The sequence below is a fragment of the Helicobacter canadensis MIT 98-5491 genome (assembly GCF_000162575.1).
In the GTDB taxonomy this organism is placed as follows: Bacteria; Campylobacterota; Campylobacteria; order Campylobacterales; family Helicobacteraceae; genus Helicobacter_D; species Helicobacter_D canadensis.
This window is the reverse complement of record NZ_CM000776.2, coordinates 1,198,885-1,225,109: the sequence shown is the minus strand read 5'-3', so window position 1 is coordinate 1,225,109 and position 26,225 is coordinate 1,198,885. Positions and strand designations below refer to the sequence as shown.

28 protein-coding genes are annotated in these 26,225 nt (G+C 34.5%); 18 read left to right on the top strand and 10 right to left on the bottom strand.

The window, feature by feature from the left end; all coding sequences use genetic code 11:
* Position 1 precedes the first annotated feature (1 nt).
* The 13 genes from HCAN_RS06050 to HCAN_RS05990 all read left to right on the top strand — a co-directional run bounded on the left by HCAN_RS06050 (position 2) and on the right by HCAN_RS05990 (position 11,709).
* Entirely contained in the window at positions 2-631 is a 630-nt protein-coding gene (locus HCAN_RS06050; RefSeq protein ID WP_006655875.1) for a trimeric intracellular cation channel family protein, read from the top strand.
* A gap of 161 nt (positions 632-792) precedes the next feature.
* Positions 793-1,266 (top strand): cytochrome c nitrite reductase small subunit, encoded by a 474-nt coding sequence (gene nrfH, locus HCAN_RS06045; RefSeq protein WP_172617274.1) that lies wholly within the window; start codon positions 793-795, stop codon positions 1,264-1,266.
* 19 nt (positions 1,267-1,285) lie between these two features.
* On the top strand, positions 1,286-3,130 hold the full coding sequence (locus HCAN_RS06040) for an ammonia-forming cytochrome c nitrite reductase subunit c552 (RefSeq protein WP_006656907.1): 1,845 nt from the start codon (positions 1,286-1,288) through the stop codon (positions 3,128-3,130).
* A gap of 186 nt (positions 3,131-3,316) precedes the next feature.
* The gene (locus HCAN_RS06035) at positions 3,317-4,132 is read left to right on the top strand and encodes a foldase protein PrsA (RefSeq protein WP_006655872.1); all 816 of its coding nucleotides are present in this window, start codon (positions 3,317-3,319) and stop codon (positions 4,130-4,132) included.
* Positions 4,133-4,140: 8 nt separating this feature from the next.
* Complete coding sequence (locus tag HCAN_RS06030) at positions 4,141-5,064, top strand: class II fructose-bisphosphate aldolase (RefSeq protein ID WP_006655871.1); 924 nt, start codon at positions 4,141-4,143, stop codon at positions 5,062-5,064.
* Between the two features lie 16 nt (positions 5,065-5,080).
* Positions 5,081-5,644, top strand: a complete 564-nt coding sequence (efp, locus tag HCAN_RS06025; RefSeq protein ID WP_006655870.1) for an elongation factor P — start codon at positions 5,081-5,083, stop codon at positions 5,642-5,644.
* Between the two features lie 9 nt (positions 5,645-5,653).
* Positions 5,654-6,205, top strand: coding sequence for a DJ-1 family glyoxalase III (locus tag HCAN_RS06020; protein ID WP_006655869.1), 552 nt, complete (start codon positions 5,654-5,656; stop codon positions 6,203-6,205).
* Between the two features lie 56 nt (positions 6,206-6,261).
* Positions 6,262-7,497 carry a murein transglycosylase domain-containing protein gene (locus HCAN_RS06015; protein WP_006655868.1) on the top strand — a complete coding sequence of 412 codons (1,236 nt, stop codon included), beginning with the start codon at positions 6,262-6,264 and terminating at the stop codon, positions 7,495-7,497.
* Positions 7,497-8,210, top strand: coding sequence for an arginyltransferase (locus tag HCAN_RS06010; protein ID WP_006655867.1), 714 nt, complete (start codon positions 7,497-7,499; stop codon positions 8,208-8,210). The genes HCAN_RS06015 and HCAN_RS06010 overlap by 1 nt, the downstream gene beginning before the upstream one ends.
* Before the next feature lie 2 nt (positions 8,211-8,212).
* Positions 8,213-8,995 (top strand): phosphatidylserine decarboxylase, encoded by a 783-nt coding sequence (locus HCAN_RS06005; RefSeq protein ID WP_006656905.1) that lies wholly within the window; start codon positions 8,213-8,215, stop codon positions 8,993-8,995.
* Positions 8,996-8,997: 2 nt separating this feature from the next.
* Positions 8,998-9,993 (top strand): quinolinate synthase NadA, encoded by a 996-nt coding sequence (nadA, locus tag HCAN_RS06000; protein WP_006655865.1) that lies wholly within the window; start codon positions 8,998-9,000, stop codon positions 9,991-9,993.
* Positions 9,994-10,002: 9 nt separating this feature from the next.
* Positions 10,003-10,830: a carboxylating nicotinate-nucleotide diphosphorylase gene (gene nadC / locus HCAN_RS05995; protein ID WP_006655864.1), complete on the top strand. Its 828-nt coding sequence runs from the start codon at positions 10,003-10,005 to the stop codon at positions 10,828-10,830.
* Positions 10,831-10,848: 18 nt separating this feature from the next.
* Complete coding sequence (locus HCAN_RS05990; RefSeq protein WP_006655863.1) at positions 10,849-11,709, top strand: thiamine-phosphate kinase; 861 nt, start codon at positions 10,849-10,851, stop codon at positions 11,707-11,709.
* A 52-nt stretch (positions 11,710-11,761) separates the two neighbouring features.
* Here HCAN_RS05990 and HCAN_RS05985 read toward each other — a convergent pair whose 3' ends face one another.
* The 3 genes from HCAN_RS05985 to HCAN_RS05975 all read right to left on the bottom strand — a co-directional run bounded on the left by HCAN_RS05985 (position 11,762) and on the right by HCAN_RS05975 (position 15,833).
* Complete coding sequence (locus HCAN_RS05985) at positions 11,762-12,877, bottom strand: Mrp/NBP35 family ATP-binding protein (RefSeq protein ID WP_006655862.1); 1,116 nt, start codon at positions 12,875-12,877, stop codon at positions 11,762-11,764.
* Between the two features lie 14 nt (positions 12,878-12,891).
* Complete coding sequence (gene thiC / locus HCAN_RS05980) at positions 12,892-14,223, bottom strand: phosphomethylpyrimidine synthase ThiC (RefSeq protein WP_006655861.1); 1,332 nt, start codon at positions 14,221-14,223, stop codon at positions 12,892-12,894.
* A 206-nt stretch (positions 14,224-14,429) separates the two neighbouring features.
* Positions 14,430-15,833, bottom strand: coding sequence for a major outer membrane protein (locus HCAN_RS05975; protein ID WP_006655860.1), 1,404 nt, complete (start codon positions 15,831-15,833; stop codon positions 14,430-14,432).
* A gap of 249 nt (positions 15,834-16,082) precedes the next feature.
* On the opposite strand from HCAN_RS05975, the gene HCAN_RS05970 reads away from it, so the two are divergent.
* Genes HCAN_RS05970 through HCAN_RS05950 form a run of 5 tightly spaced genes read left to right on the top strand, consistent with a single transcriptional unit; the run spans position 16,083 to position 20,032 of the window.
* Positions 16,083-16,715, top strand: a complete 633-nt coding sequence (locus tag HCAN_RS05970; RefSeq protein WP_006655859.1) for a UPF0323 family lipoprotein — start codon at positions 16,083-16,085, stop codon at positions 16,713-16,715.
* A gap of 2 nt (positions 16,716-16,717) precedes the next feature.
* Positions 16,718-17,890, top strand: a complete 1,173-nt coding sequence (locus HCAN_RS05965; protein WP_006655858.1) for a glutathionylspermidine synthase family protein — start codon at positions 16,718-16,720, stop codon at positions 17,888-17,890.
* Between the two features lie 10 nt (positions 17,891-17,900).
* Complete coding sequence (hemL, locus tag HCAN_RS05960) at positions 17,901-19,220, top strand: glutamate-1-semialdehyde 2,1-aminomutase (RefSeq protein WP_006655857.1); 1,320 nt, start codon at positions 17,901-17,903, stop codon at positions 19,218-19,220.
* Positions 19,210-19,506 carry an AtpZ/AtpI family protein gene (locus tag HCAN_RS05955; RefSeq protein ID WP_006655856.1) on the top strand — a complete coding sequence of 99 codons (297 nt, stop codon included), beginning with the start codon at positions 19,210-19,212 and terminating at the stop codon, positions 19,504-19,506. The genes hemL and HCAN_RS05955 overlap by 11 nt, the downstream gene beginning before the upstream one ends.
* A complete protein-coding gene (locus tag HCAN_RS05950) occupies positions 19,496-20,032 on the top strand; it encodes a hypothetical protein (RefSeq protein ID WP_006656904.1) in 537 nt (178 codons plus the stop codon). Before HCAN_RS05955 ends, HCAN_RS05950 begins: the two co-directional genes overlap by 11 nt.
* 25 nt (positions 20,033-20,057) lie before the next feature.
* Here the strand turns inward: HCAN_RS05950 and mnmE are convergent, their stop codons facing one another.
* The 7 genes from mnmE to HCAN_RS05915 all read right to left on the bottom strand — a co-directional run bounded on the left by mnmE (position 20,058) and on the right by HCAN_RS05915 (position 26,089).
* The gene (gene mnmE / locus HCAN_RS05945) at positions 20,058-21,443 is read right to left on the bottom strand and encodes a tRNA uridine-5-carboxymethylaminomethyl(34) synthesis GTPase MnmE (RefSeq protein WP_006655854.1); all 1,386 of its coding nucleotides are present in this window, start codon (positions 21,441-21,443) and stop codon (positions 20,058-20,060) included.
* A complete protein-coding gene (locus HCAN_RS05940) occupies positions 21,427-22,122 on the bottom strand; it encodes a Jag N-terminal domain-containing protein (RefSeq protein WP_006655853.1) in 696 nt (231 codons plus the stop codon). The genes mnmE and HCAN_RS05940 overlap by 17 nt, the downstream gene beginning before the upstream one ends.
* Positions 22,119-23,729: a membrane protein insertase YidC gene (yidC, locus tag HCAN_RS05935; RefSeq protein ID WP_006655852.1), complete on the bottom strand. Its 1,611-nt coding sequence runs from the start codon at positions 23,727-23,729 to the stop codon at positions 22,119-22,121. The genes HCAN_RS05940 and yidC overlap by 4 nt, the downstream gene beginning before the upstream one ends.
* A complete protein-coding gene (yidD, locus tag HCAN_RS05930; RefSeq protein ID WP_006656903.1) occupies positions 23,719-24,099 on the bottom strand; it encodes a membrane protein insertion efficiency factor YidD in 381 nt (126 codons plus the stop codon). The genes yidC and yidD overlap by 11 nt, the downstream gene beginning before the upstream one ends.
* Before the next feature lie 8 nt (positions 24,100-24,107).
* Positions 24,108-24,434: a ribonuclease P protein component gene (rnpA, locus tag HCAN_RS05925; RefSeq protein WP_006655850.1), complete on the bottom strand. Its 327-nt coding sequence runs from the start codon at positions 24,432-24,434 to the stop codon at positions 24,108-24,110.
* A gap of 21 nt (positions 24,435-24,455) precedes the next feature.
* Positions 24,456-24,590, bottom strand: a complete 135-nt coding sequence (gene rpmH, locus HCAN_RS05920; RefSeq protein WP_005020743.1) for a 50S ribosomal protein L34 — start codon at positions 24,588-24,590, stop codon at positions 24,456-24,458.
* Positions 24,591-24,667: 77 nt separating this feature from the next.
* A complete protein-coding gene (locus HCAN_RS05915; RefSeq protein WP_006655849.1) occupies positions 24,668-26,089 on the bottom strand; it encodes an acetyl-CoA carboxylase subunit A in 1,422 nt (473 codons plus the stop codon).
* Positions 26,090-26,225: the final 136 nt, after the last annotated feature.

Here is a 26,225-nt window from a genome sequence, read left to right as displayed (position 1 = left end):
AATGCTTTTGACTATTTTATATATTATTGGAATCACAGCAGAGGGGATGACAGGCGCACTTGCAGCAGGGCGGCATAATATGGATTGGTTTGGGGTGATTTTTATTGCTTGTGTTACAGCCATTGGCGGAGGATCGATTCGGGATATTTTGTTTGGACATTATCCGCTTACTTGGGTAGCACATCCGCAATATCTAGCTATTGTTTGTGTAGCAGCATTGCTAACCACTAAAATCCCTTATTTCGTAGAGCGTTTTGAAAAAGCCTTTTTGATTTTGGACGCATTAGGTTTGGCGGTATTTAGCGTGATTGGTGCTAGAATTGGAATGGATTTTCATCCAAGTGGTGCAATGGCGGTTGCTGGAGCAGTAATTACAGGAGTTTTTGGAGGAATTTTGCGGGATATTTTTTGTGCGAGGATTCCGCTTGTTTTTCAAAAGGAGCTTTATGCAAGTATTGCTTTGTTTGTAGGTAGTTTGTATGTGTTTTTAGAGTGGATTAGTCAGAGTTATTTTGTGTTGGATGAAAATTTTATTGTGATTTTTGCTTTGATTGTAGGATTTGTAGCAAGGATTATTGCTATTCGATACCATTTGGGGCTTCCAACTTTTAAATATACGCCTAAAAATTAGTTTTCATTTACCAATTATTTACTTTTTGATTTAAATCAAGGTAAAAATAATCAAAAATGATTAAAATTTCAAAATTGGATTTAAAGTTATCTTTTTAAATTCAAAAATTTTTTAAGGAGCGTAAATTGGAAGGTAATAAACCTAAAAAGCCGCTCTCATTTATGGCAGGATTACTTGGATTTTTATGTGTTGTTATCGTTGTAGTAGGGCTTTATACCTTTTATAATGCAAAGGGTTTGTCTTATTTTAGCAATGATAGTGAAGCCTGTAATAATTGCCACATTATGAATGATGTTTATAATGATTGGTCAAGGGGGGCACATTCACAAAAAATAGCTGGTAAGCCACGCGCAACTTGTAATGATTGTCATTTACCGCATAGTTTTGTGGAAAAATGGGTTGCAAAAGCAGAAAGTGGGATAGGGCATGCCTATGCTTTTACTTTTAAATTAGATGTCTTACCAACAAACTTGACTGCAACGCAAAAATCCAAAGATATGATTCAAGAGAATTGTGTGCGTTGCCATAGTGAAATGGTTAGCAATGTTGTGAATCCAACAACAAATCCACACGGAAATGGGTCGCTTAGCTGTGTATCTTGCCACGCAAGTGCGGGACACAAAAGAGGTTTTTAAATTATTTTAGGAGGTTAAAATGCAAAAGAAATCACCTGTATTGCCAATTTTAGTTGTTATTGCAGTGATTATTATTGCAGGATTGTTATGGTTAAATAGCGATATTACTAAAAAACAATCCGAAGGAACGGGAGGAATTAGCTCAAAAGGCTTTGTAGAAATGAGTGATGATAATCCAACTTTTGATCATTGGGGTAAAAATTTCCCAGATTATTTGGATATGTATTTGACTGTGGAGACAGAGAAGCCTATTTCAACAGAATTTGGTGGAAATCTAGCTTATTCAAAACTCATTCGTTATCCACAGCTTACAATTCTTTGGGCGGGATATCCATTTAGCCTTGATGCTAATGAAGAAAGAGGGCATTTTTGGATTCAAGTTGATCAAATGGATACAGCAAGAAACAATAAAGATTTTCTAAATGCCCATGGTTTTGCAGCTTTTGGGGGACAACCTACAGCTTGTATGAATTGCCATAGCGGTTGGAGTCCATGGTTGCTTAAAAATGTAGGAATCGGAGATACTCCAGAAGAAAAATGGATTTCTTTTAACTCTACAAAATATTGGACAATGATTAAAAATGTTCCAGAAGTAGAGGGTGTTGCTGATCATAGCGGACCACACGGAGGAACAAGAATGGGGGTAACTTGTGCAGATTGCCATAATCCAAATGATATGCAATTGCGTCTTACAAGACAAGCAGCCATTAATGCATTGGTGAATTTTAGGGGTTATGAGCCAGATCCAGTAACAGGTGTAAAGGCTTCAAGAGAAGAAATGAGAACACTTGTTTGTTCACAATGTCATGTGGAGTATTATTTTAAACCAACAGGAACAAAAGTAAAAGTTATGGGTGAATCAATTGCTAATGATCCAAGTAAAAAATGGTGGAATGGCACACAAAAAACTTATGATGAAATTGATGTTTGGAGAGATGGAAACAAACCTACAGAAATCGAAGTAGATGGGTTGGAACTTGTATTCCCTTGGAGTGAATGGAAGAAAAATGAACCTTTTAGAATTGAAATGTTTGATGCACATTATGAAAAAGTAAGAGATGTGTTTGATAAAGATTGGGCACATAAATTTACTAAAGCGCCAATGCTTAAGATTCAACACCCAGAATCAGAGCTTTATAGCGGTGGTGTGCATGCAGCTAATGGTGTGAGTTGTGCAGATTGCCATATGCCTTATATTAGAAAAGGTTCTAAGAAAATGACACAACACAATATTACTTCACCATTGCAAGATATTAATGCAGCTTGTAAGTCTTGCCATACTCAAAGTGAAGAATATCTTAGACAACAAGTAGCAGATATTCAAAAATCTGTGGCTTATGATTTAAGAAGTGCAGAATATGCAATGGTAAGTTTGATTGAAGATATTAAAGTGTTACGCGAGAAACTTGGTGCAATGCCTAGTTATCAAACTAATGGCAAACCCGATGATACAAAAATTTCTGCAGCATTAAAAGAGCCTTTGGAATTGCATAGAAAAGGTCAAATGAGAGGTGATTTTGTGGGTGCTGAAAATTCAACTGGTTTCCATAATCCAAGAGAAGCAAGTCGAATGCTGCTTCAAGCTGTTGAAATGGCTAGAATGGGGCAAACTAAACTTGTAGAAATCGCTAATGCAAATGGAATTAAAGATTTCAAAACTTCTAATTTAGGTTTTGAAGATATGCAAAAATATAATCCTGGAGAGATTCGCTATAAAGTGGATTTAAATGGACATAAAGCAGGTGAGCGATACTATAAACATGAAGAAATTAATGGTCCTGCTCCAAAAGAACTTTTGGAATTAGATAAGAACAATAAGCCTTATAATTACAAGGTGATTGATTCTAAAACTTCCTCTTATTAATTTTCTTTAGAGATTCTAGGTAAAACTTAGAATCTCTAAAATTTAAAAATTTTTTACCTTCTTTTTTACATTTTTTACTTTCTTTGCAGTTTTTATTAATAAAATTTAAAATCTTTAGGTTAGTTAATCGAATATTTAAAAAAATAAGGGTAGAATTATAAAAAATTTCTTAATAAGGTTTTAAATATGAAAAAAATACTTTTGAGTTCAGTTGTAGCATTTTCTTTATTGCAAGGCGTGAGTTTTGCAGAGACTTTTGCAAAAGTTAATGGAGATGAGATTACAGAAAAAGATATCGCAGCACTTATGAGAGCAATGCCAGGGGTTTCTTTTGCACAATTACCACAAGAAGCAAAAGATCAAGTGGTAAATCAAGCTGTCGAAAGAAAACTTTTGATTGCACAAGCCAAAAAAGAAGGTGTTGAAAAATCAAAAGAATTTAAAGAAGCCCTAGAAAGTGTCAAAGAAGATTTAGCGTTAGAAGTTTGGATGCGTCAAGAAATGGGAAAAGTAAAAGTTTCTAGCTCTGAAATTGAGAAATTCTATAATCAAAATAAAACAAAATTTGTTCAACCAGAAACTGCTAAAGTTAAGCATATTTTAGTTAGCAGTGAGGCTGATGCTAAAAATATTATTGCTGATCTTAAAAAAGCAGGTAAAAATGTTGCAAGTAAGTTTGAGGAGTTTGCCAAAGCAAAATCTAAAGATGGAAGCGCACAAAATGGTGGTGAGTTGGGTTGGATTGCAAAAGGTCAAGTTGTTCCAGAGTTTGCGGATGCAGCTTTTAAACTCAATAAAGGTCAATACACTCAAACTCCAGTAAAAACACAATTTGGATACCATGTGATTTATGTTGATGATAAACGCCCTACCACAACTTTAGCACTTAAAGATGTCAGCGGACAAATTGAACAAAATTTGAAATTAACAAAATTCCAAGAAAATGTTAGAAAAGAAGGTCAAGATTTGCGTTCTAAAGCTAAAGTGGAAATTATTAAATAAGGGCTTATATGTTAGTTTGCGGAAATACAATTTTACAAAAGGCTAATCAAGAAAACTATGGAGTGGGGGCATTTAATTTTGTAAATTATGAAATGCTTAGTGCTATTTTTGAAGCAGCAAATCTCAAAAATTCACCCATTATTGTGCAGGCTAGTGAGGGGGCTATTAAATATATGGGGATTGATATGGCAGTGGGAATGGTAAAGATTCTTGCTAGTCGTTATCCGTATATTCCTGTTGCATTACATTTGGATCATGGGACTAGTTTTGAATCTTGTGTTCGTGCAATTAGAGCGGGATTTACTTCGGTAATGATTGATGCTAGTCATCATCCTTTTGAAGAAAACTTAGCAGAGACAAAAAAAGTGGTTGAAGTTGCCCATATTGCAGGTGTAAGTGTGGAAGCAGAACTTGGAAGATTAATGGGAATTGAGGATAATATTTCAGTAGATGAAAAAGATGCTTGTTTAGTAAATCCACAAGAAGCAGAAGAATTTGTTAGAGAATCTAAGGTGGATTTTTTAGCTCCTGCTATTGGGACAAGTCATGGAGCCTTTAAATTTAAAGGAGAGCCAAAGCTTGATTTTGAGCGACTTCAAGAAGTGAAACGCAGGACTAAGATCCCTCTTGTTCTTCATGGTGCTAGTGCGATTCCTGACTATGTAAGAGCGAGTTTTTTAAACACAGGCGGAGATTTAAAAGGAAGTAAAGGTGTGCCTTTTGATTTCTTAAAAGAAGCAATTAAGGGTGGAATTAATAAGGTTAATACGGACACTGATTTGCGAATAGCTTTTATGGCAGAAGTTAGACGCGTTGCTAATGAAGATAAAACACAATTTGATTTGCGTAAATTCTTTGCTCCTGCTAAGGAAGCAATGGTTAAGGTTATGGCAGAGAGAATGGATATTTTAGGAAGTTCAAATAAAATTTAATAAAAAAAGGAAAAAAATGGCTTATTCAATGGGAGATTTAAAAAAAGGCTTAAAGATTGAGTTAGAGGGTGTCCCCTATAGAATCACAGAATATCAACATGTAAAGCCTGGTAAAGGGGCAGCATTCGTGCGAGTAAAAATGAAATCTTTTTTAGATGGTCGAGTGCTAGAAAAAACTTTTCATGCTGGTGATAAATGTGAAGAACCAAATTTGCAAGAAAAGTCAATGCAGTTTCTTTACCACGATGGAGATTTCTTTCAATTTATGGACAATGAAACTTATGAGCAAATTGGCTTAAGCGAAGATCAAGTTGGCGATGTTGCAAAATGGATGATAGAATCAATGGTGGTGAATATTTTATTCCATAATGGTAAAGCAATATCGGTTGATGTGCCACAGACGGTTGAATTAAAAGTAGTGGAAACTCCACCAAATTTCAAAGGTGATACGACAAGTGCAAGCAAAAAACCAGCTACTTTAGAAACAGGTGCAGTTGTGCAGGTGCCTTATCATGTCCTAGAGGGTGATGTGATTCGTGTTAATACTGAAACAGGCGAATATCTCGATAAAGTTAAATAAGGTATTTTAATGGCAAAAGTTTTGATTCCACTTGGCAAGGGTTTTGAAGAATTAGAAGCAATTTCTATTATTGATGTTTTAAGAAGAGTAGGATGTGAAGTTGTTGTTGCTAGTTTAAATGATTCTTTGGAAGTTATTTCCCAAGGTGGTGTAAAAGTTATTGCAGATGCTTCTCTTAGAGAAATTGATGAGTCTAGTTTGGATGCGGTTGTTTTTCCAGGAGGTTGGGAAGGGACACAGAATCTTATCGCTTCTAGCGAATTGAAAGAAATTGTTTTGAAATTACACTCTAATCATAAAATCATTGCGGCTATTTGTGCTGCTCCATTAGCACTTTTTAAAATGGGGATGTTAGAAAATTGTGATTTTACTTGCTATCCAGGCATTGAAAAAAATATAAAAAATCCAAATTATAAAATTTCTAAAAATGTGATTCAAAGCGAGAATATTATCACTTCAAAAGGTCCTGCAACTGCACTAGAATTTGCGTTTTACTTGGCTGAAATTTTAGTTTCAAAACAAAAAGCTCAAGAAATCAAAGAGGGAATGTTAGTTTCTTGAAATCTTTGAAAACTATAATTCCATTAGCCTTTTTAGCCCTTTTTTTGGGCGGTTGTTTGCTAGGTTATAGAGATTTAATCTATAATTCCCAAAACCTTTCTACACAGCAAATTGTTAAGAAAGTTGTTAATAAAACTTTAGATACAACTCTAGAAGCAACGCAATCCAATACTGCTCCTACTTTAGATTCTGCTATTAATGCAGTTTTAGAAGAAGTTTTAGATTCTGAGCAATTAGAGAATATCATCAAAAATCTTCAAGCAAATTTTAAAAAAATTGTCGCACAGCTAACTCAAAAAGTTATTCAAAATTGGGGTAAAGATGATGCACAAACCGCTTCTCAAGAAGTGTATGTAAAATATACCGATTCTTATCTTTCTCGTGCGGAAGTGGATTTTGCCAAAGGGATTATTTCAGTTTCAACTCTAGATACTAAAAATCCTAAAGAAGCTTTGCATAAAGCGATTGTGGCAACTTTGCTTACTCCAGATGATCCAGAAAAAGTAGATTTGTATTCAGATAAGGAAGTGGTTTATTCGGGAACTCCTTATTTGGCGAATTTAGTTAAGGATAATGAAGGGAAAGTGGTTTTGTATCCTTGGAGAGCAAATCGCTATGCAACTTATTTGATTGATAATGATTTAAAAACAAGAGAAATAGAAGAAGCGGGTAAAAAAAAGATTGTTTATTATGTGCAATTTGATATGGTGGCAGATAGAGAGATTCAAAGTGAGCATAAATATGGTGAATATGTGGCATTGTATGCTAAAGAATATGGCATAGAACAAGCTTTGATTTTTGCTATTATTAAAACAGAAAGTAGTTTTAATCCTTATGCAGTTAGTCATATTCCTGCTTATGGACTTATGCAAGTTGTTCCTGCAAGTGCTGGGAGAGATGTTTATAAGGCATTAAACAATAAAGATGGTATTCCAACCAAAGAAATGCTTTTTACTCCCAAAATCAATATTCAATATGGCTCGACTTATTTAGATATTCTTTTTACGCGTTATTTAACAGGCATTAAAAATAATCTTTCTCATGAATATTGTGTGATTGCTGCCTATAATACAGGAAGTGGAAATGTGCTTTCGGTTTTTCATAGTGATAGAAAAAAAGCAGTTGAAGTGATTAATTCTATGACTTCAGCAGAAGTGTATCGTAAGCTTAGGACTTCATTGAAATATGAAGAAGCACGCAATTATTTATTAAAAGTTACAAATGCTAAGAAAGAATTTCAAACCGCTGCTAGAAACACAAATGCTTCTCCCATTTTGCTTAGTGTAAAATAATGGAAATTTTTGAGATTCTCCAAAGCCCAAAACCTTGTAGCTATTTAGAGGGAATAGAATCTAAGTTTCGTTATTTTTATATTAAACAATGCAGTAAAGAATTTTATGATTTATTGTTACAGAGGGGCTGGAGGCGTTTTGGTTATTATTTTTTTGTGCCTATTTGTCAAGGCTGTGAAGAGTGTATTTCTATACGCCAAGATTGTGAAAATTTTGTTTTTTCAAAGTCCCAACAGAGAATCTTAAAGAATCCATTAAAGCTTAAAATTACAAGACCAAAAGTAAGTTTAGAACATTTGGAGCTTTATGAGAAATATCATAGGATAATGCAAGGTAAAAAGGGTTGGCAATACCAAAAGAGCACTTTAGAAATCTATTATGAAACTTTTGTGCAAGGCTATCAAGATTTTGGTTATGAATTTGATTATTACTATGAAGAAAAGCTAGTTGGAGTGGCGTTAGTTGATATTTTGGATAATGCAATTTCAGCAGTTTATTGTTATTATGATCATGATTTCAAGAAATTTTCTATCGGAAGCTATTCTATTCTCAAGCAAATTGCCTTTGCAAAAGAGTATAATATCAAATATCTTTATCCTGGGTATTGGATAAAAGATCATCATTCTATGGGATATAAGGAAAAATTTAAACCTTTTGAAGTGCTTCAAAATCGCCCTAATTTAAATGAAGATTCTATTTGGATAAAGGAGTAATCTTGCATTACACGAATTTAATTTCACGAATTTTTGAAAAATTGTCTCATTTTGCCTTTTGTCCTAAGATACAATTTTTAATCAATAAGGCATATGTTAAATTATTCAAAATTGATTTAGAAGAATTTGATACCTTGCAGAGTTATCCCACACTTGATGCCCTTTTTACACGATCATTAGTTAAAATGCGAAGTTTTGATAAAAATCAAAATGTGTTAATATCTCCTTGTGATGGAGTGGTAATGGAGAGTGGAGTTTGTAAAAATAATATGGCAATGCAAATTAAAGGAAAAAATTATGGTTTGAGGGATTTTATTCATCAAGACTTGGATGAACATTATTGTTTTGTGAATTTTTATCTCTCTCCAAGAGATTATCATCGGTTTCACGCACCAATTAATTTGGAGGTCAAAAAAATTGAATTAATTGAAGGAATGCTTTTGCCGGTTAATGAAAGATCACTTTTAAAAAATGAGAATCTTTTTAATAAAAATAAAAGGGTGGTTTTGGAATGTCAAGATGATTTTGGTAATGCTTTTTATTATGTGGCAATTGGTGCTTTAAATGTGGGGAAAATTCAAATTAATGTAGAATCAGAAATTGTTAATCTTAAAATGAATAAAATTTATGAATATAAAAAGCCTATAAAAATTAAAAAAGGTGAAGAGATAGGTTGTTTTCATATGGGCTCAACGATTGTAATACTTTCCAAGAATTGGGAATATGATTTAAAGCCTAGAGAAAAAGTGTTTTTTGGACAACAAATTGCTAAATACAAGGAGTGAAAATGAAAGCAAGAATCAAAGAATTGCAAAAGAAGCTTGATGTATTGTTAGTGGCACATTTCTATCAACGCGATGAGATTGTAGAAATTGCAGATTTGATTGGGGATAGTTTGGAGTTGGCTAGAAAATCCTCCCAAAGCAAGAATCAAAATGTGGTGTTTTGTGGAGTTGGTTTTATGGGGCAGAGTGTGAAAATTCTAGCACCAAAAAAGCGTGTTTTTATGCCTAAAATTGCTTGTTGTTCAATGGCTAGAATGATTGATGATACTTATTTTGATAAATCTATTGAAAAATTAAAAGAATATGGCATTGAAACTATTTTTCCAGTAACTTATATTAATTCCAATGCAGAGGTTAAGGCAAAAGTGGCAGAGCTTGATGGAGTGGTTTGCACAAGTGCTAATGCAGCTAAAATTATGGATTATGCCCTCAAGCATAATAAAAAAATCTTTTTTTTGCCAGATAGGTGCTTGGGGCAGAATCTAGCTTCCCAAAATGGTTTAAAGAGTGCGGTTTTAGGGTTGGATTCAAAAGAGAAAATTTTAGATGCGGACATTATTTGTTATGATGGATTTTGTTCGGTTCATCAGCTTTTTACAGCAGAAGATGTGGATTTTTATCGGCAGAAATATCCTGATATTTTAGTAGCAGTGCATCCAGAATGCACTCCTGAGGTTGTGCAAAAGGCAGATTTTGTTGGTTCTACTAGTCAAATTATTCAATATGTGCAAAATTTAGATCCAGCACAAAGGGTTGTAGTAGGAACAGAATTTAATCTTGTAAATCGTTTAAGAAAACCCTATAATGGAATCCAAAATACCTTTGTGCTTTCTTCTACTAAGCCTGAATGTCCTACGATGAATGAAACAACTTTGCAAGATGTTTTGAATGTTTTAGAAGCTTTAGATAAGGGAGAAGCATACAATGAAATCTTGCTTAAAGAAGAGGTGGCAATCAAGGCTAAACGCGCTTTAGAAAAAATGTTGGAGCTTTCATAAGGATAGATAATGCATAAGATTTTATTAGATGATTTTTTAAAAGCAACCCTAAAAGAGGATATGGGAAAGGGAGATTTGTATGCGAGAATTGAAAATAATATTGAAGTAGAAAGCTATATTTTAGCCAAAGAAGATGGAATTTTATCAGGTAGAATTTATGTGGAGCGTTTGTGCGAGTTATTGGGTATTGAAGTAGAATTTTCTTTAAAGGATGCAGAAGCCTTTTATAAAGGAGCTAAAATTGCAACTTTCAAAGGCAAGATGAGTGCGATTTTGGGGGCAGAGCGAACCATTTTGAATCTTTTGCAGCATTCTAGCGGAATTGCTACACTTACAAACAAATATGTAAAGGCTTTAGAAGGAACGCAGTGTGTGCTGTTGGATACAAGGAAAACGCGACCTTTACTTCGGGATTTTGAGAAATATTCCACACGAAATGGTGGGGCTATTAATCATCGTTTTGGATTGGATGATTGCTTGATGTTAAAAGATACTCATTTATCAAGAATTTTATCTCTAAGTAAATTTATTCAAGAAATTAAGGAAAAAATCCCCTTTACTACTAAAATAGAAGTAGAATGCGAAAATGTTTTGCAAGCCAAAGAGGCTTTAGAATCAAAAATTGATATTTTGATGTGCGATAATATGGAGGCTACAACAATAAAAGAAATCGTTAAAATGCGTGATTTAATCGCACCTAATGTATTGTTGGAGGCAAGTGGTAATATTACTTTAGCCAATATAAGAGAATATGCCAAAAGTGGAATAGATGCGATTTCTAGTGGAGCAATCATTCATCAAGCAACTTGGCTTGATATGAGTATGAAAATTGATTAAAGTAAATTAACCAAAGTAATGCGAGATAGAGAAAAGGTTTTTATTGAAGAATTAAGTCAAAGCAGGGCAGGTTTTGGTATAGGCGATGATGGAGTCGTGCTAGGTGATTTTGTTGTTGCAAATGATGCCTTTTTTGAAGGGATTCATTTTAAGCAAGAATGGGGAAGTTTAGATAGGCTTATCAAAAAGGCTTTTTTGGTTAATCTTTCTGATATTTATGCGATGAATGCCATTCCAAGATATGTTTTATTGACACTTTGTATTCCAAAGGATTTTAAAGAAGCAAAGAAGTTAGCAAGAATCTTTAACCTAATGGCAGAAAATTTTGGCGTTAAGATTGTGGGTGGTGATACTATTGTAGGGGAGAAGCTACACTTTTCTCTTACGATTCTTGGACAAAAAGGCAAAAAAACACTTTTTAGAAAACCAATTCAAAAGGGTGATTTTCTAGCTTATCTTAGCCCAAGAAGTCCATTAAATTTGTCCAATAAACAAGCCTTTGGAAAAAACCTTAAGAATCTAAAAGGTGCTTTGCGTTTTAATCAAGTTATAAAAAATACTCGCTTTGATTCTCCAATTTTGTATCCTAAAATGATTTTAGCTTTAAATAAAGTTGCCAAAGCAGGAATGGATATTTCTGATGGAATCTTTGCTGAGTTAGCTAGACTTGCAAAGCTTAATAATGTAGATTTTAAATTTTTTCAACCCAAAGGAGAGTGGTTTTATTCTCCAGAGGAATATCAAATGCTCTATGCGCTAAGTGCAAAAAAGCTAAAAAAAGCACAGAATTTAGCAGGAAAATTTCGTCACAATCTTGTTGTTTTTGCTAGAGCAAAGAGAGGAAAATATAAGAAGCTAAAGAAAAATTGGCATTCATAATTTGGTAAGATAGAATCTTAAGCAAACCCTTAAAGGAATTTGCTTAATAAACTTAAGAAGAACAAGCAGATTTGCCGGTATCCACAGGTTGGATTGCGCTATTATCTGCTAATTTTTTTGCATTCACTTCTTCCATAAAATCCCATAATTCCTTGGCGGCTTTTAGATATTCCTTAGCAGATTTTGAATCAGGATGGAAATAGACAATAGGCTTTCCATTGTCCCCAGCTTCTCTCACGCTTGGTTCAATTGGGATTTGTGCTAAAGTTTTTGTTCCATAGGCTTTAGCGACTTCTTCAGTGGTGCCTTTGCCAAAAATGTCATATTCTTTGCCGCAATCAGGACAAATAAAACCGCTCATATTTTCAATAATTCCAGCAACAGGAATTTTGAGTTTTGCAAACATATCTAAGGCTCTTGCTCCATCATCTAAAGCCACTTTTTGTGGAGTAGAGACAGCAATGCCAGCTGTAACAGGGACGCTTTGAGCTAAAGTTAGTTGTGCATCTCCCGTTCCTGGTGGCATATCAATAACCATTACATCTAGATTATCCCATAAAACATCGCTAAGCATTTGTTCAATAGCACGAATAATCATTGGACCACGCCAAATGAGACTTTGTCCCTCATCATAAAGCACTCCCATTGAAATCATCTCAATTCCATAAGCTTGGAGTGGAATGAGTTTTTTGAGTTTTTGATCCACTTCGGGTTTATCATTTTGCAAACCTAGCATACGCGGTATATTTGGACCATAAATATCTGCATCAAGTAAGGCTACTTTTTTACCTTGTTGAGCCAATGCAATTGCAAGATTAACGCTAGTGGTTGATTTTCCAACTCCACCTTTACCGCTGCTTACCATCACGAAGTTTTTGATTTGTGGAGCAAGATTTTTTGTGCCTTGTGGTTTTTGGTTTTGAGCTTGGGGTTTGGGTTGTTTGATATCAAGATTGATTTTAGTAATTCCTTGTGCATTAAGCTTTTGAGTAATTTGTGTGCGGAGTGTTTCTGCTACTTCTGGTGAGGCTGAGGGGATTTCAATGCGAAGTGATACCGCATTTTCGTGAATTAACATTTCTTTAACAAACCCAAAGGTTACAATATCCTTTTCGAAATTAGGATAAATGATTTCTTTTAATAAGCTAACTAATTGTTCTTGATTCATTATTTTTCCTTTTGTTAATTGTTTTGTTGGATAATTTCTTGTGAAATTTTGTAACTACAGAATTTTGGACCACACATTGAACAAAATTTTGCTTCTTTGAAAACTTCTTGTGGCAAACTTTCATCGTGATATTCTTTTGCTCTTTCTGGATCAAGTGCAAGTTCAAATTGCTTATTCCAATCAAAATTATAGCGTGCATTGCTCATTGCATCATCTCTTACTCTTGCATTAATGCGTCCTCTAGCAATATCTGCAGCGTGTGCGGCGATTTTGTAGGCAATGATTCCCTCACGAACATCCTTGGCATTAGGTAAGCCCAAATGTTCTTTTGGGGTAACATAGCAGAGCATTGCGACACCTTTCCAAGCAGCAATGGCTGCTCCAATAGCCGAAGCAATATGATCATATCCTGCGGCAATATCTGTAACAAGCGGACCTAAAACATAAAAAGGTGCTTCAAAGCAAAGTTCTTTTTGAAGCTCTACATTGCGTTCAATTTCATTCATTGGAACATGCCCTGGACCTTCAATCATTACTTGAACATCTTTTTCCCAAGCTCTTTTGGTTAATTCCCCTAAGACTTTTAATTCACTAAGTTGAGCTGCATCACTTGAATCAGCTAAACAACCTGGACGCAAAGAATCTCCAAGACTTAAAGAAACATCATATTTTTGACAAATATCTAAAATATCATCAAAGGCTTCATAGAAAGGATTTTGCTTGTGATAATGCATCATCCAAGAAGCCATTAGGCTACCTCCACGGCTAACGATTCCCATTTTGCGTTTGGCAAGAAGAGGCATATGTTCTAGTAAGAATCCGCAATGAATTGTGAAATAGCTAACGCCTTGTTTGGCTTGTCTTTCCATAACTTCTAGCATTTTATCAATGGTTAAGGCATTAATATCATTTTTAACATCGTGTAAAATTTGATAGATTGGCACAGTTCCAATTGGGACGCTAGAATTTTTAATCACCGCTTCACGAATAGAATCTAAATCTCCACCTGTGCTTAAATCCATAATAGTATCTGCACCATATTTAATAGAGATGATTGTTTTTTGAACTTCTTCTTCTATGGAGCTTGCAAGGGCAGAGCTTCCGATATTGGAATTAATTTTTGTTCTTACAGAAATCCCAATACCCATAGGTTCTAGATTAGTATGATTGACATTGGAGGGTAATATCAAACGCCCTTTGGCGATTTCTTTTCTAATCGTTTCGGCTTCTAAGTGCTCGATATTAGCCACATATTCCATTTCTTGAGTAATAATTCCTTTTTTTGCATAATGGAGTTGAGTTTTAATTTTGTCATTTTTTCGGGCTTCTACCCATTTTGTTCGCATAGATTCTCCTTAAAATAGAATAATAATAATTTTTTAGAATATGCAACATTAAGGTAGCAAAATAAAAATAAATTTTAGCTTTTCTTTTTATGAGAAATGAAAAAAGTTTTAAAAAAAATAGAATTTGTAGCAAACTTTCAATGGAGTTTTATAAAAAAGTAAAAAGAGAATAAAGGGGGTTAAATGGGAAAAATTCCCATTTATACTTAGAAAGTGTATTTAACTTCCACTCTTAGGCGATTTCTATCTTCAGAATCACTAATTTGCTCTGCAGGAAGAGTGTTATTCATAGCAGTAGCAATTTGTCTTGTTGCGTCTGTTGTTAAAATAGAGTAGTGAGCAAAGATTCTAAGGGATTTAGAGTATTGCCAAGTAATGTTTGGGTTAATTTCTGTAAAGTCAATATCGCCACTATAGTGTGCTGCACCTTGACCTCTTGAGATTTTATTAGTCCCAGTTACGAAGTCTATTCCAACATTTAGGTTTTCTAAAATGTCATAGTTGATATTGGCATAAAATAGACTTAATTCATTGGATTCAAAGCCTCGTGGCATATTTTGTCCTTCTGCAGGCAACATAGAAATGCTAACACCTGTTGCGGCATTTTCAAACCAAATTTGTCCTACTTTTTGGAATGATCCTTCATTATCTAGCGAAACTGCATAACCATCTTGTGTGTTACCCCAATATCCTATTTTTGCAGCAAGTGGAATATTAAGATCGTGGAATTTTACACCTGCTTCAAGTGTGTAAAGATCGTTCCCTTCTTTTACTTTATTTCCTTTATATACACTCGTCCAAGGAGAATTGGCATCGCTATTAAGTTTGCTAAAAGCATATTGCCCTCTTAAATGAAACATTGAATCTTGCCAAGCAAGTTCGCCAAAACCTGCAAAATCAATCATATCTGTAGCATTAAAAAGCCAAAGTTGAGTGCTGAAATTTCCAATATTTGTATCATAATTGCTTAAAGCAGCAGCGGTATAAAGAGGTTTATCAAAGGATTTATTGTCAGGTGTTAGTGCATATCCTGTTTGGTAGTCATCAATGCTCCAAGAATCAAATGCTCCAAGGTTAAAGGTCCAATGATTTAAATCTGAATTTGTTACAAAAATACCTGTTGCTCTATCATCAAGTGTATCACTAATTGGGGTTTGCATAATCATTTTACCCGCTTTAATAGTGGTGTTAGTTGAATCAGGAGTAATTACCATATTAAATTCTCTTACACCAAACCAGCTATCTGATCCAGAACCAAGTCCATTACCAGTGAATGCACCCGCATTTGGCGCTATAGAAGTGCCATCTCCTTTTCCATGATTGACATTTTGTTGTGCGTTGTGGTAGCCAATCCCTAGATTCATTGAAATATTGTTGATTACAGGAGTCTTAAAGAGTGCTTCTGCACGCCATTGGTGATTGGCATTTCCTTTTGTAGTTCCATTTTTGTTAAAATTTTGATCTTTGTAGCGATTATCAGTGTAGCGATAACGCAACATTCCGCTTACATCAATGCCTTTAATGGCTTCTTCAAGTGGTTGTGCAAAACTTGCAGTTGAAAGACTTCCAAGTGCAATGCAAGTCGCAAGGGATAATTTAGTTATTTTCATTATGTTTCCTTAAAATAAAATTTTTAAATAAACGCTAAATATTATTTAATTGAAACTTAAACTTTTATAAAAAAGTTAGTTACATAATGTATGGTATTTTTTAAATTTTTAAGATTTTGTTAGGAAGTTATGGCTAAGTGTGTAAAGTTAAATCTAAAGAGAAATAGCACAATTTTTCAAGGGCATTTTTATTTTCTTATGTGTATAATCTCTTTTAAAATTTGTGAAAATTAAGGAGTTTTTAGAATAATGAAAAAGTTTTTAAAAAAAATATCAGATCCCAAAATTGTAGGTGTTTTTAGTAAAAGTGGCTTGGGGTTGGTAGCGATTTTAGCATTGGTAGGCTGTGATAGTGGATCGCAAAATTCTAATAACGCTGGAGGTTTGGAACAAGCGACTAAAAATGGGGCGACAGTAACCATTGAGCAACAAAGCGATGGAACTTATAAAATTTTAGAAGAAACTCCAAGTAATACAACGCGTGTGATTTTGAGAGAAGCTGATGGAAATGAGCGGATTTTAAGTCAAGAAGAAATTGATAAAATCATAGCAGAAGAATCAAAAAAAATCGATGCAGGCACTTCGCAGCTTACAAACCCAACAGGAGCTGGATTATCCCTTGGTGAAACGATTTTAGCAAGTGCAGCAGGGGCTATTTTGGGGAGTTGGATTGGAAGTAAGCTTTTTAATAATCAAAACTATCAAGCTCAACAAAGAACAAGTTACAAAACTCCACAAGCTTATGAGCGTTCGCAAAATTCTTTTAATCGTAGTGCTACAAGTGCTACAAGTAGTGCAGGTCGTAGTGGATTTTATTCTCCAAATAACACTAGCACAACTCAGAATCGCTCTAGCAGCTCTTCAAGTGCATTTGGAGGATAAAAATGGAAATTATCAAAGCAACGCCACTAAGCAATGAGGATTTGGAGGATTTAGGTCTTAATTGGCATACCGATGTTGATGAGACGCCTTATGTGAGCGATGAAATTGTTGTGTTAAGTGAGCAAGAAGCACAAAATTATTATGATGCTGTCAATGAGCTATATGATATGTATGTAGAAGCAGGTCAATATGTGATTGATAATGATTTATTTTTTGAGCTTGGAATTCCCTTTAATTTAGTAGAAGCGATTCAAATGAGTTGGGAAGAGGAAGTGCATTGGCATTTATATGGGCGGTTTGATTTAGCAGGTGGGCTTGATGGAACACCTATTAAGTTACTAGAATTCAATGCAGATACTCCAACTATGGTTTATGAAAGTGCGATTATTCAGTGGGCTTTACTTAAGAAAAATGGCTTTAAAGAATCTTTGCAATTTAATAGTTTATATGAATCATTGGGTGATAATTTTAAGCGAATGATTACTTTGGGTGATGATATTTCAAATTTTAATAAAGTTTATGAGGGGTGGAAGATACTTTTTTCTAGCATACAAGGAAGTGATGAAGAAGAGAGAACGACACGATTGCTTGAAGTTATTGCTAAAGAAGCTGGGTTTGGGACAAATTTTTGTTATGCACATGAAGCACATTTAGATGAAAATGCCGGTTTAAGTTTTAATGGTGAAAATTATGAATTTTGGTTTAAATTGATTCCTTGGGAAAGTATTGCCATTGATGAGCCTGATTTGGCTAATCTTATTACAGCAATGATACGCAATAAAAATACTATTTTTTTAAATCCTGCTTACACATTAATGTTTCAAAGTAAAAGAATGCTTAAGATTTTGTGGGATTTATTCCCTAACCATCCTTTATTGTTAGAGACTTCTTATGAACCTTTGGTTGGCAAAAAACAAGTAAAAAAACACGCTTTTGGTAGGGAAGGTGAGAGCGTGAGTATTCTTGATTCAAAGGGTAATGCTTTGGTGCAAAATAGTGGAAATTATGGAAATTATCCTGAGATTTATCAAGAATATGCTTTGCTAAATCAGCACAATGGAAGTTTTTATCAAGCCAATGTTTTTTATGCGTATGAAGCTTGTGCATTAGGATTTAGAAAAGGTGGAGAGATTTTGGATAATATGTCAAAATTTGTCTCCCATAAAATAAAATAAAGGGCAGTTTATGGAAATTTTAAATCATTTAAATAGTATTAATGACTTTAATGAAGCAAAACAGGTGATTCCAGGTGGAGTGAATTCTCCTGTTAGAGCATTTAAAAGTGTGGGTGGCACACCTCCTTTTATTAAAAGAGGAGAAGGTCCTTATTTGATTGATGAGGATAATAACACTTACATTGATTTTGTCCAAAGTTGGGGACCTTTGATTTTTGGGCATTGTGATAAAGAGATTGAGGCTGTTGTGATAGAAACAATCAAAAAAGGCTTATCCTTTGGGGCTCCAACGACTTTGGAAACAGCTTTAGCTAAAGAAGTGATTTCAATTTATGAAGGAATTGATAAGATTCGTTTTGTTTCAAGTGGCACTGAAGCGACAATGAGTGCTATTAGACTAGCTAGGGCTTATACAAAAAGAGATGATATTATTAAGTTTGAGGGTTGCTATCATGGGCATAGCGATTCTTTGCTTGTGAGTGCGGGAAGTGGATTGGCAACTTTTGGTTCGCCAAGTTCTCCTGGTGTGCCTGAGGATTTTACTAAGCATACTTTAGTTGCGCGATATAATGATATTCAAAGTGTAGAATCTTGTATTCAAATTAGCAAACAAAAGGGCAAAGGTATAGCGTGTGTAATTTTAGAGCCTATTGCAGGAAATATGGGGTTAGTTCCTGCTAAAAAAGAATTTTTAGAATCTTTGGAGAGGCTTTGTAAGCAAGAGGGGATTGTTTTAATCTTAGATGAAGTGATGAGTGGATTTAGGGCTTCATTAAATGGTTCTCAAAATTTTTATGGAGTGAATGGGGATTTAGTAACTTTTGGAAAAGTGATTGGAGGGGGAATGCCAGTTGGAGCTTTTGGTGGAAGATCGGAGATTATGAATCTTCTTTCGCCTCAAGGTAGCGTGTATCAAGCAGGCACATTAAGTGGGAATCCAGTAGCAATGAGTGCAGGGCTTGTGGCTTTAAAAAAGCTAAAAAATAATCCAGAAATTTATAATGAGTTAGAATTACTTGCTTTGCGATTAACTGAAGGATTAAAGAATATTGCAGCTAAATTTGGAATCACTCTTCAAACTTGTGTAAGGGGAAGTATGTTTGGATTTTTCTTTAACCAAAATCCAGTAGAAAACTTTGAAGATGCGCTAAAGAGCGATACGGAATTGTTTGGAAAGTTTCATCAAGGAATGTTGGAAAAGGGAGTGTATTTTGCTGCTTCGCAGTTTGAGACAGGCTTTATTTGTGTGGGAATGAATGAAGTAATGATTGATGAAGTTTTAAGTAAAGCCAAAGAGGTGTTTTTAGAGATAGGTGCATATGGAAAATAAAGATTCTACTCAAAAACCAAAGTATAATGATGCGATACTAGCGTATTCTAACGCTACTCTTGGAATCTCAATGGTGGTGGCGGTGCTTATTGGGGTTGGGATTGGTTATGGATTGGAGGCTTTATTTGGCTATCGGTGGCTTTTTTGGCTTGGGGTTATTTGGGGTGTTTTGGCGGCTATTTTAAATGTATATAAAGCTTATAAAAGACAAAAAAGGGAGCTAGATGAGCTAAGTAAAGATCCAAAATATGCTTATCAAAGTAAATGGGATGATGATGAGGATTAGGACACAAGTTTTTGTGCTTGTTGGAGTCTTGATAGTGAGTGGAAGTTTGGCTGCTATTTTTTGGGGTAGGCTTTTTGCACTTAGTTTTATTTTTGCTTTTCTTTCTTTTCTTGTGATTGTGGGTTTTACTTGTCTAGCTCAAAAAAATAAAATTTCTCGACTTATTAGAGGATCATCTAAAGAAGAATTAGAAGCATTGGCAAATCTCTATCAAAGTAAAGAAGACAAGGAAGAAGAGTTTTGGGATGAAAATGCGCCTCAAATCTCTGAAGAAGAGTTTGTAAAAGAATGCAAACAAAAGGGGCGAAAATTTTGGCGTGGGTTTAGTAAAGATGCTAGTAAGGTTGGATTTAAAATGTTTTTTTTGCCTTTGAGATTATTAGCGTATGCACTCTTTGTTGTTTTGTTTTTAATCTTTTTAAAAAAAGGCTGGTTAGATTTTGTTGGATTCTTTAGTGGATTGATTCTAGCAAATATTGTAGTGGTTTTGGTGTTGCAATTTGGATTTTTAAAAACTAAAAGCTAGGATTAGTTGGATTATAGCTAAAGCCTTATTTGCCAAGGCAAAAATCGCTAAACATCACATCAAGCATTTGAGAATATTCATAGGGCTTTGTGATGGAGGCTAAAGCTTTTAGAGCTTCGTTAATATGAAAGCTAAAAAGTTCTAGTTCGCCATTTTCTAATGGAAGTTTTGAATCATAGAGAGCTTGAATGCAAGCTTGAATAGCTTGGAATTGATATTGTGAGACTAGAAGTAGCATTTGTGAGCTTTCTTGAGAATTAAGCAGTGAGATAAGATGGTTTTTAAAATGAGATAATAAGGAATTGTTAGAAGCTAAATTATCGTCTTTAAGGCATAAATTAAGGGGATTAAAGGGGGCTAGGATTTGGGTATCAAAGCTTCCCTTTAAATCTGTTTTGTTTAATAAAACGATGATTTTTTTGGAATCTTGGTAGGTTTTTAGGATTTCTATTATTTTTAAATCTTCTTCTTCTAGGGGGCGACTACTATCAAAAAGGGCGATTAAAATATCGCTTTGTTCTGCTTTTTGCAAACTTCGTTCAATGCCTTTGGTTTCAATTATGTCTTGGCTTTGTCGGATTCCTGCTGTGTCAATGAGACGCAATAAATGCCCTTCTAAAAGAAAATTTTCTTCAATGCTATCGCGTGTTGTTCCTGCAATATCACTAACAATAGCACGATCTTCGTGCAAAAGTGCGTTAAGTAGAGAACTCTTGCCTACATTGGGTTTTCCGATAATACAAAGTCTATAACCTTCAAAAAGGGATTTTTTTTGTATGGATTGCTCTAAAAGATTTTGAAGAGTTTGTAGCGTGGAATCAAGCCTATTTAGGAGATTTTCCATTAAATCTTGTGGTAATGCTTCATCGGCATAATCAATAAAAACTTCGCTATGAGCTAAGAGTGTAAGGAGATTTTTGCGTAAATTTTCACAAAAACTATACATCTCGCCATTTAAATGACGCATTAACATTTTGTGTGCGTTGGCATTTGAAGATTCAATGAGCTTGGCGATAGCTTGAGCTTGACTTAGATCGATTCTGCCACCTAAAAAGGCGCGTTTGGTGAATTCTCCAGGTTTAGCTAATCTCGCACCAAGCTTGATGCATTCTTCTAAAATACTTTGGGCAATAAAGGTGCCGCCGTGGCATTGGAATTCAATCACATCTTCAGTGGTGTAGCTATGAGGTGCTTTGAAATAAATTAAAATACATTCATCAAGTAATTCACCATTTTGAAAATAAATTTTAGTAAGCTTGGCATAGCGAACTTTAAAATGATTTGGATTTACTTTTGCAAGTTTGGAGGCAATAAGAAGAGAATCTTGTCCGCTTAGTCTAATGACATTGAGAGAGGACTTTCCATAAGTGGTGGCTGGAGCAACTATGGTTTGATTAATGTTGGAATTCATTGATGATGATATACTTTTGCCCTTCTTGATTAATTCTAAAAGAAATATACTTGTCTGGGAATTGTTCTCTTAATTGTTTGAGTGCAATGTGTGCTAAAACACCATCTAATGGTTTTGTTTGAGCCTTTCCATAGGTTTTAATATTTTCAATAACGGGTATGAGATGATTAGCAATCATTTCTTCTTGGTTTTTAAGAAATTCGGCGATTTCTAATCTTACCATTAAACCATAGATATGATTAATCCAATTAAAGATAAGATAGGAGAAAGCTTTGTAGCGGTAACCTTCTTTGCCAATTAATAAGGCAGAATCTTCTCCATCAATTTTGATATACAAGGTATTCTCATCATAGGGTTTTACGATAACTTCATTGATGCTATAAGGAAGGAGTTGGAGTAATTCTTGTAATTCTTTTTGAACTTGTATGGAGATTTGATTTAAGTCTTTTGGGGATTCTTTTTGTGAGATTGCTTGGGTTTTTGGTGTTGGAGTTTGCTCAATTGGAGTTTGTTTTGTTTTGGGTTGAGCACAGATAATGGCGTTTTTTTTGCCAAAACCTAAGAATCCTTTTTGGGGATTTTGGATGATTTCATATTCTAAATCCACAATAGAGCAATTAAAAAGCTTAGAAGCTTCAATTAAAGCATCTTCAAGGGTAGCTGCTTCTATTTTTTTCATTTTTCAACCTTGTGCTTTTTGTGTTCGGCAATTTCTCTTGCTTTCTTTCGTTCAAGGGCTTTGTTGATAAGTAATTGTTGTAAGATTGAGAAGATATTATTAACAAACCAATAAAGCACTAATCCAGAAGGGAAAGTCACAAAGAAAATGGTAAAGATAAGTGGTAAGAATTTAAAGATTTTTTCTTGTATGGGATCATTAAAAGTTGTTGGGGTTAAATGTTGTTGTAGATACATAGTAATACCCATAAGAATTGGTAAAACAAAATAAGGATCCATAACGGATAAATCTTGAATCCAAAGCAACCAAGCAGCTCCTTTTAGTTCAATTGCATTGTATAAAACGCGGTAAATTGCAAAAAATACAGGCATTTGTAGAAGAAGTGGTAGGCATCCTCCCATTGGATTGGCTCCGTGTTTTTTGTAAAGTTCCATCATATGGACTTGGAGTTTTTGTGGCTCACCTTTGTATTTTTGCTGAATCTCTTTCATTTTTGGAGCAAGCTCTTTGAGTTTTTGCATAGAAACCATTCCTTTGTAAGTCAAAGGATAAAGCACTACACGAACAATAAGTGTTAATAAGATAATTGCCCATCCCCAATTTCCACACCAATCATAAAGGGTTTCTAAAAGCAAAAAGAGTGGTTTTGCAAAAAAAGTAATGATTCCATACTCAACCACTTCGGTAAGATTTGGATTAATGCTTTCTAAGAGCCGATAATCTTTAGGTCCAATGTAGCCAGATAGCTCAATATTTCCATTAGCACTTAAAAAAGGCATTGGATTTTCTTCGGCGTTGCTTAAAACTATTGCATTAAGATTGTTAGATTGACTAAAGAATAAAGTGGTGTAATATCTATCTACAGCAGCTAGGATACTTGAATTAGTAAAGTTGCTTTGTCCGCTAGAATCGCCATCTTCAATAGTAGTAATGGTTCCATCTTGCTCTTTGATGATAACGCCTTTAAAAACATAAGAATCATTTTCAGCACTTGGACGCATACCAGGAGAGATAAAGTAAGTGTAATTTTGTGGAATTTCTACTTTGACTTCATAGAGTCCATTGGGGTGAAATGTGATGGTTTTTGTAAGTGTAAAATTTTCTAGTTTTTGCGTGAGTGTGAGAGATTGCGGCTTGTCTTTTAGCTCAATATTTGTAGCGCTTGTTTGATAAGGGGTGTTAAAGGCTTGTTGATTAAGCATTGAATCAGCAAAACGAATTTCTAAGATTTTTGGATTATTTTGATTGGCAATATCGTTACTAAATAACTCGAGATTTTTTGCGTCCTTGTGATACTTTTCTTCTTTAAGAGTAACTTGCGTAATTCTTCCTAAGCGATCGATTTGGTATTCAAAATTCTCTCCATTAATGGTCGTGATAATTTCTTGTGTGGTAGAGAGTTGTGCTGATTCTTGAGTGGGGTTGGGTTTGGCTTCTTGGGTTATGGGGAGATTTTGCGTGGTTTGGATAGATGATGTAGCAGTGGCGTTATTTTCTTGTGGTTTTGGTGCATAAAAATAACTATAAGGCACAAAGAAAGCTAATGCTAAAACAACAGCTATGATGATACGAGTTTGCGAATTTAAATTATCAAGTTTATTGAGCACGGGAAACCTTTGAGAAATTTTTTATAATATAAACATTTTGTATAGAATCTCTGGTTACACAAGGAAGATTCTTAAAAGTAAAATTTTTAACTTTTGTAGGAATTAACCAATATTTTGGTGTTTTGGGTGGCATAAAGCTATAGCGGAGAACCTTGCGAATTTTTGGATAAGAAATGCCCCCTTGAAAGAATTGGTTGCAGCTTAAAACTCTTAAAAAAGTTTTTAGAAAAGCAATAATAGGATTTTGAAATTCAAAAACTTGTTTAGAGTATTCCGAGCAAGAAGGATAATAACGGCATTTAGGACCAAACAAAGTTGAAATATAACGCTGATAAAAAGAAATAAGAAACAAAAAGAAGCGTTTTAGCATTTTTGGATTCACCCAGTTTGGAGTAATTTTAATCGCATCAATGCGTGGTTGTAGCTACTTTGTAAAGTAGAATAGGGGGCTTTGTCTAGCCCACTTTTTGCCAATAAAACCATATCGCCACTGATGAGATTTGACATTGAGTTGCGATATAAATTTCTTAAGCGTCTTTTGACAAAATTTCTACAAACCGCATTACCCACTTTTTTGGAAACACAAAAGCCAATCCGACTTGATTTGAGATTTTCTTTAAAAAAAAGAATAAAATAAGGATTATGCCATTTTTTGGGGCTTTTATAGACAATGTCAAAGTCTTTTTTGCTTTTTAAAGTGATCAAAACTAAAAATCCAAGTAGAGATTAAACAGCTAATCTTTTTCTACCTTTTGCTCTTCGTGCATTGATAACTTTTCTACCATTCTTAGTTTGCATTCTTACGCGAAAACCATGTGTTCTTTTTCTTGGTGTGTTGTGTGGTTGATATGTTCTTTTCATAAGTTATTGCCTTTTTGTAAAAATAAGGGTTAATTTTACTATAAAATTACTTAAAATTACTTTTATTAAAAGAGCTTTTACTCTTCAAATTGACTAGTTAATGCCACTGCAATAGCTGCTACTAAATCACTTTCATCGCTTGTTTCTTGTGGCATTAGTGATGGTAGTTTGTTCTCCAAATAAGAAGTGTCAAAAATCCCGCGTTTGAAATCTTTGTCATTGCAAATGTTAATTAAAAATGGGATTGTGGTTTTAACGCCACGGATTTTAAATTCGCTTAAAGCACGTTTGAGTTTATTAACAGCTAAATCATAGCTTGTAGCACGCACGATGAGCTTGGCAATCATTGAATCATAAAAAGGAGGAATCACAAAGTCTTTATAAATATAGCTATCTACCCTCACAAAAGGTCCAAGTGCTGGGTAATAAGCAGTGATAGTTCCAGGGTTTGGTATGAAATCATTATGCACATCTTCAGCATTAATTCTAGCTTCAATAGCAAATCCTTGTGCGGTAATGTCATTTTGACTTAAATCAAGAATTTCTCCATAAGCGATTCGAATTTGCCTTCCGATGAGATCTAAGCCTGTGATTTCTTCTGTTACGCCGTGTTCAACTTGGATTCTAGTATTCATTTCCATAAAATAAAAATTATTCGAATCATCAATTAAAAATTCGATTGTCCCCGCATTGGTATAGTTTGCAGCCTTAGCCGCAGCAACAGCAACCACTCCCATTCGGCGTCGTAAATCAGCACTCATAGTAGGGCAGGGGGCAATTTCTATGAGTTTTTGGTGACGCCTTTGAATAGAGCAGTCGCGTTCTAATAAGTGAATGACATTGCCATAATTATCTGCTAGAATCTGGAATTCAATGTGTTTTGGATTTTGGATATATTTTTCCATAAAAACATCATCATTTTTAAAAAAGGTTAAAGCCTCTCTTTTGCAGGCATTAAAAGCATTTTCTAATTCGCTTTCTTCTTGCACGACACGAATTCCCCTGCCACCCCCTCCGCTACTTGCTTTAAGTATGACAGGATAGCCAATTTTTCTTGCAATTTTTTGTATTTCATAAAGGCTTAGTTTGTTAAGTGGCTCTGTGCCTGGGACAACAGGGATTCCATTTTGTATCATTAGATTTCTTGCAGCATTCTTATCCCCCATTTTGGCAATAACTTCACTCTCTGGACCAATCCATACTAATCCTGCTTCTTTGACTTTTTTTGCAAAAAGGGCATTTTCACTCAAAAAACCATAACCTGGGTGAATAGCTTCTGATTCGGTTGCTTTTGCTGCTTCGATGATTCTATCAGGATCTAAATAGCCTTTAATAGGATCTTCACTAATAGCATAGGTGTGAGTTGCCATTTTGACATGTAAGCTATCTCTATCGGCGTGAGAATAGATTGCTACAGATTCGATATTTAAGTCATTACAAGCGCGAATAATACGAATAGCAATTTCGCCACGATTGGCAATAAGGATTCGTCTAAACATAAAAGCCCCCAAATTTTGGCATAGATTTAAAAAGTAATGATTTTATTTTATATTGAATCTTTTTAATTTTTTCTTTAGGAGTTAATATAAGACTTTATTAAAAAAGTAAATTACACTAAAATCGTTCTATTTTTAC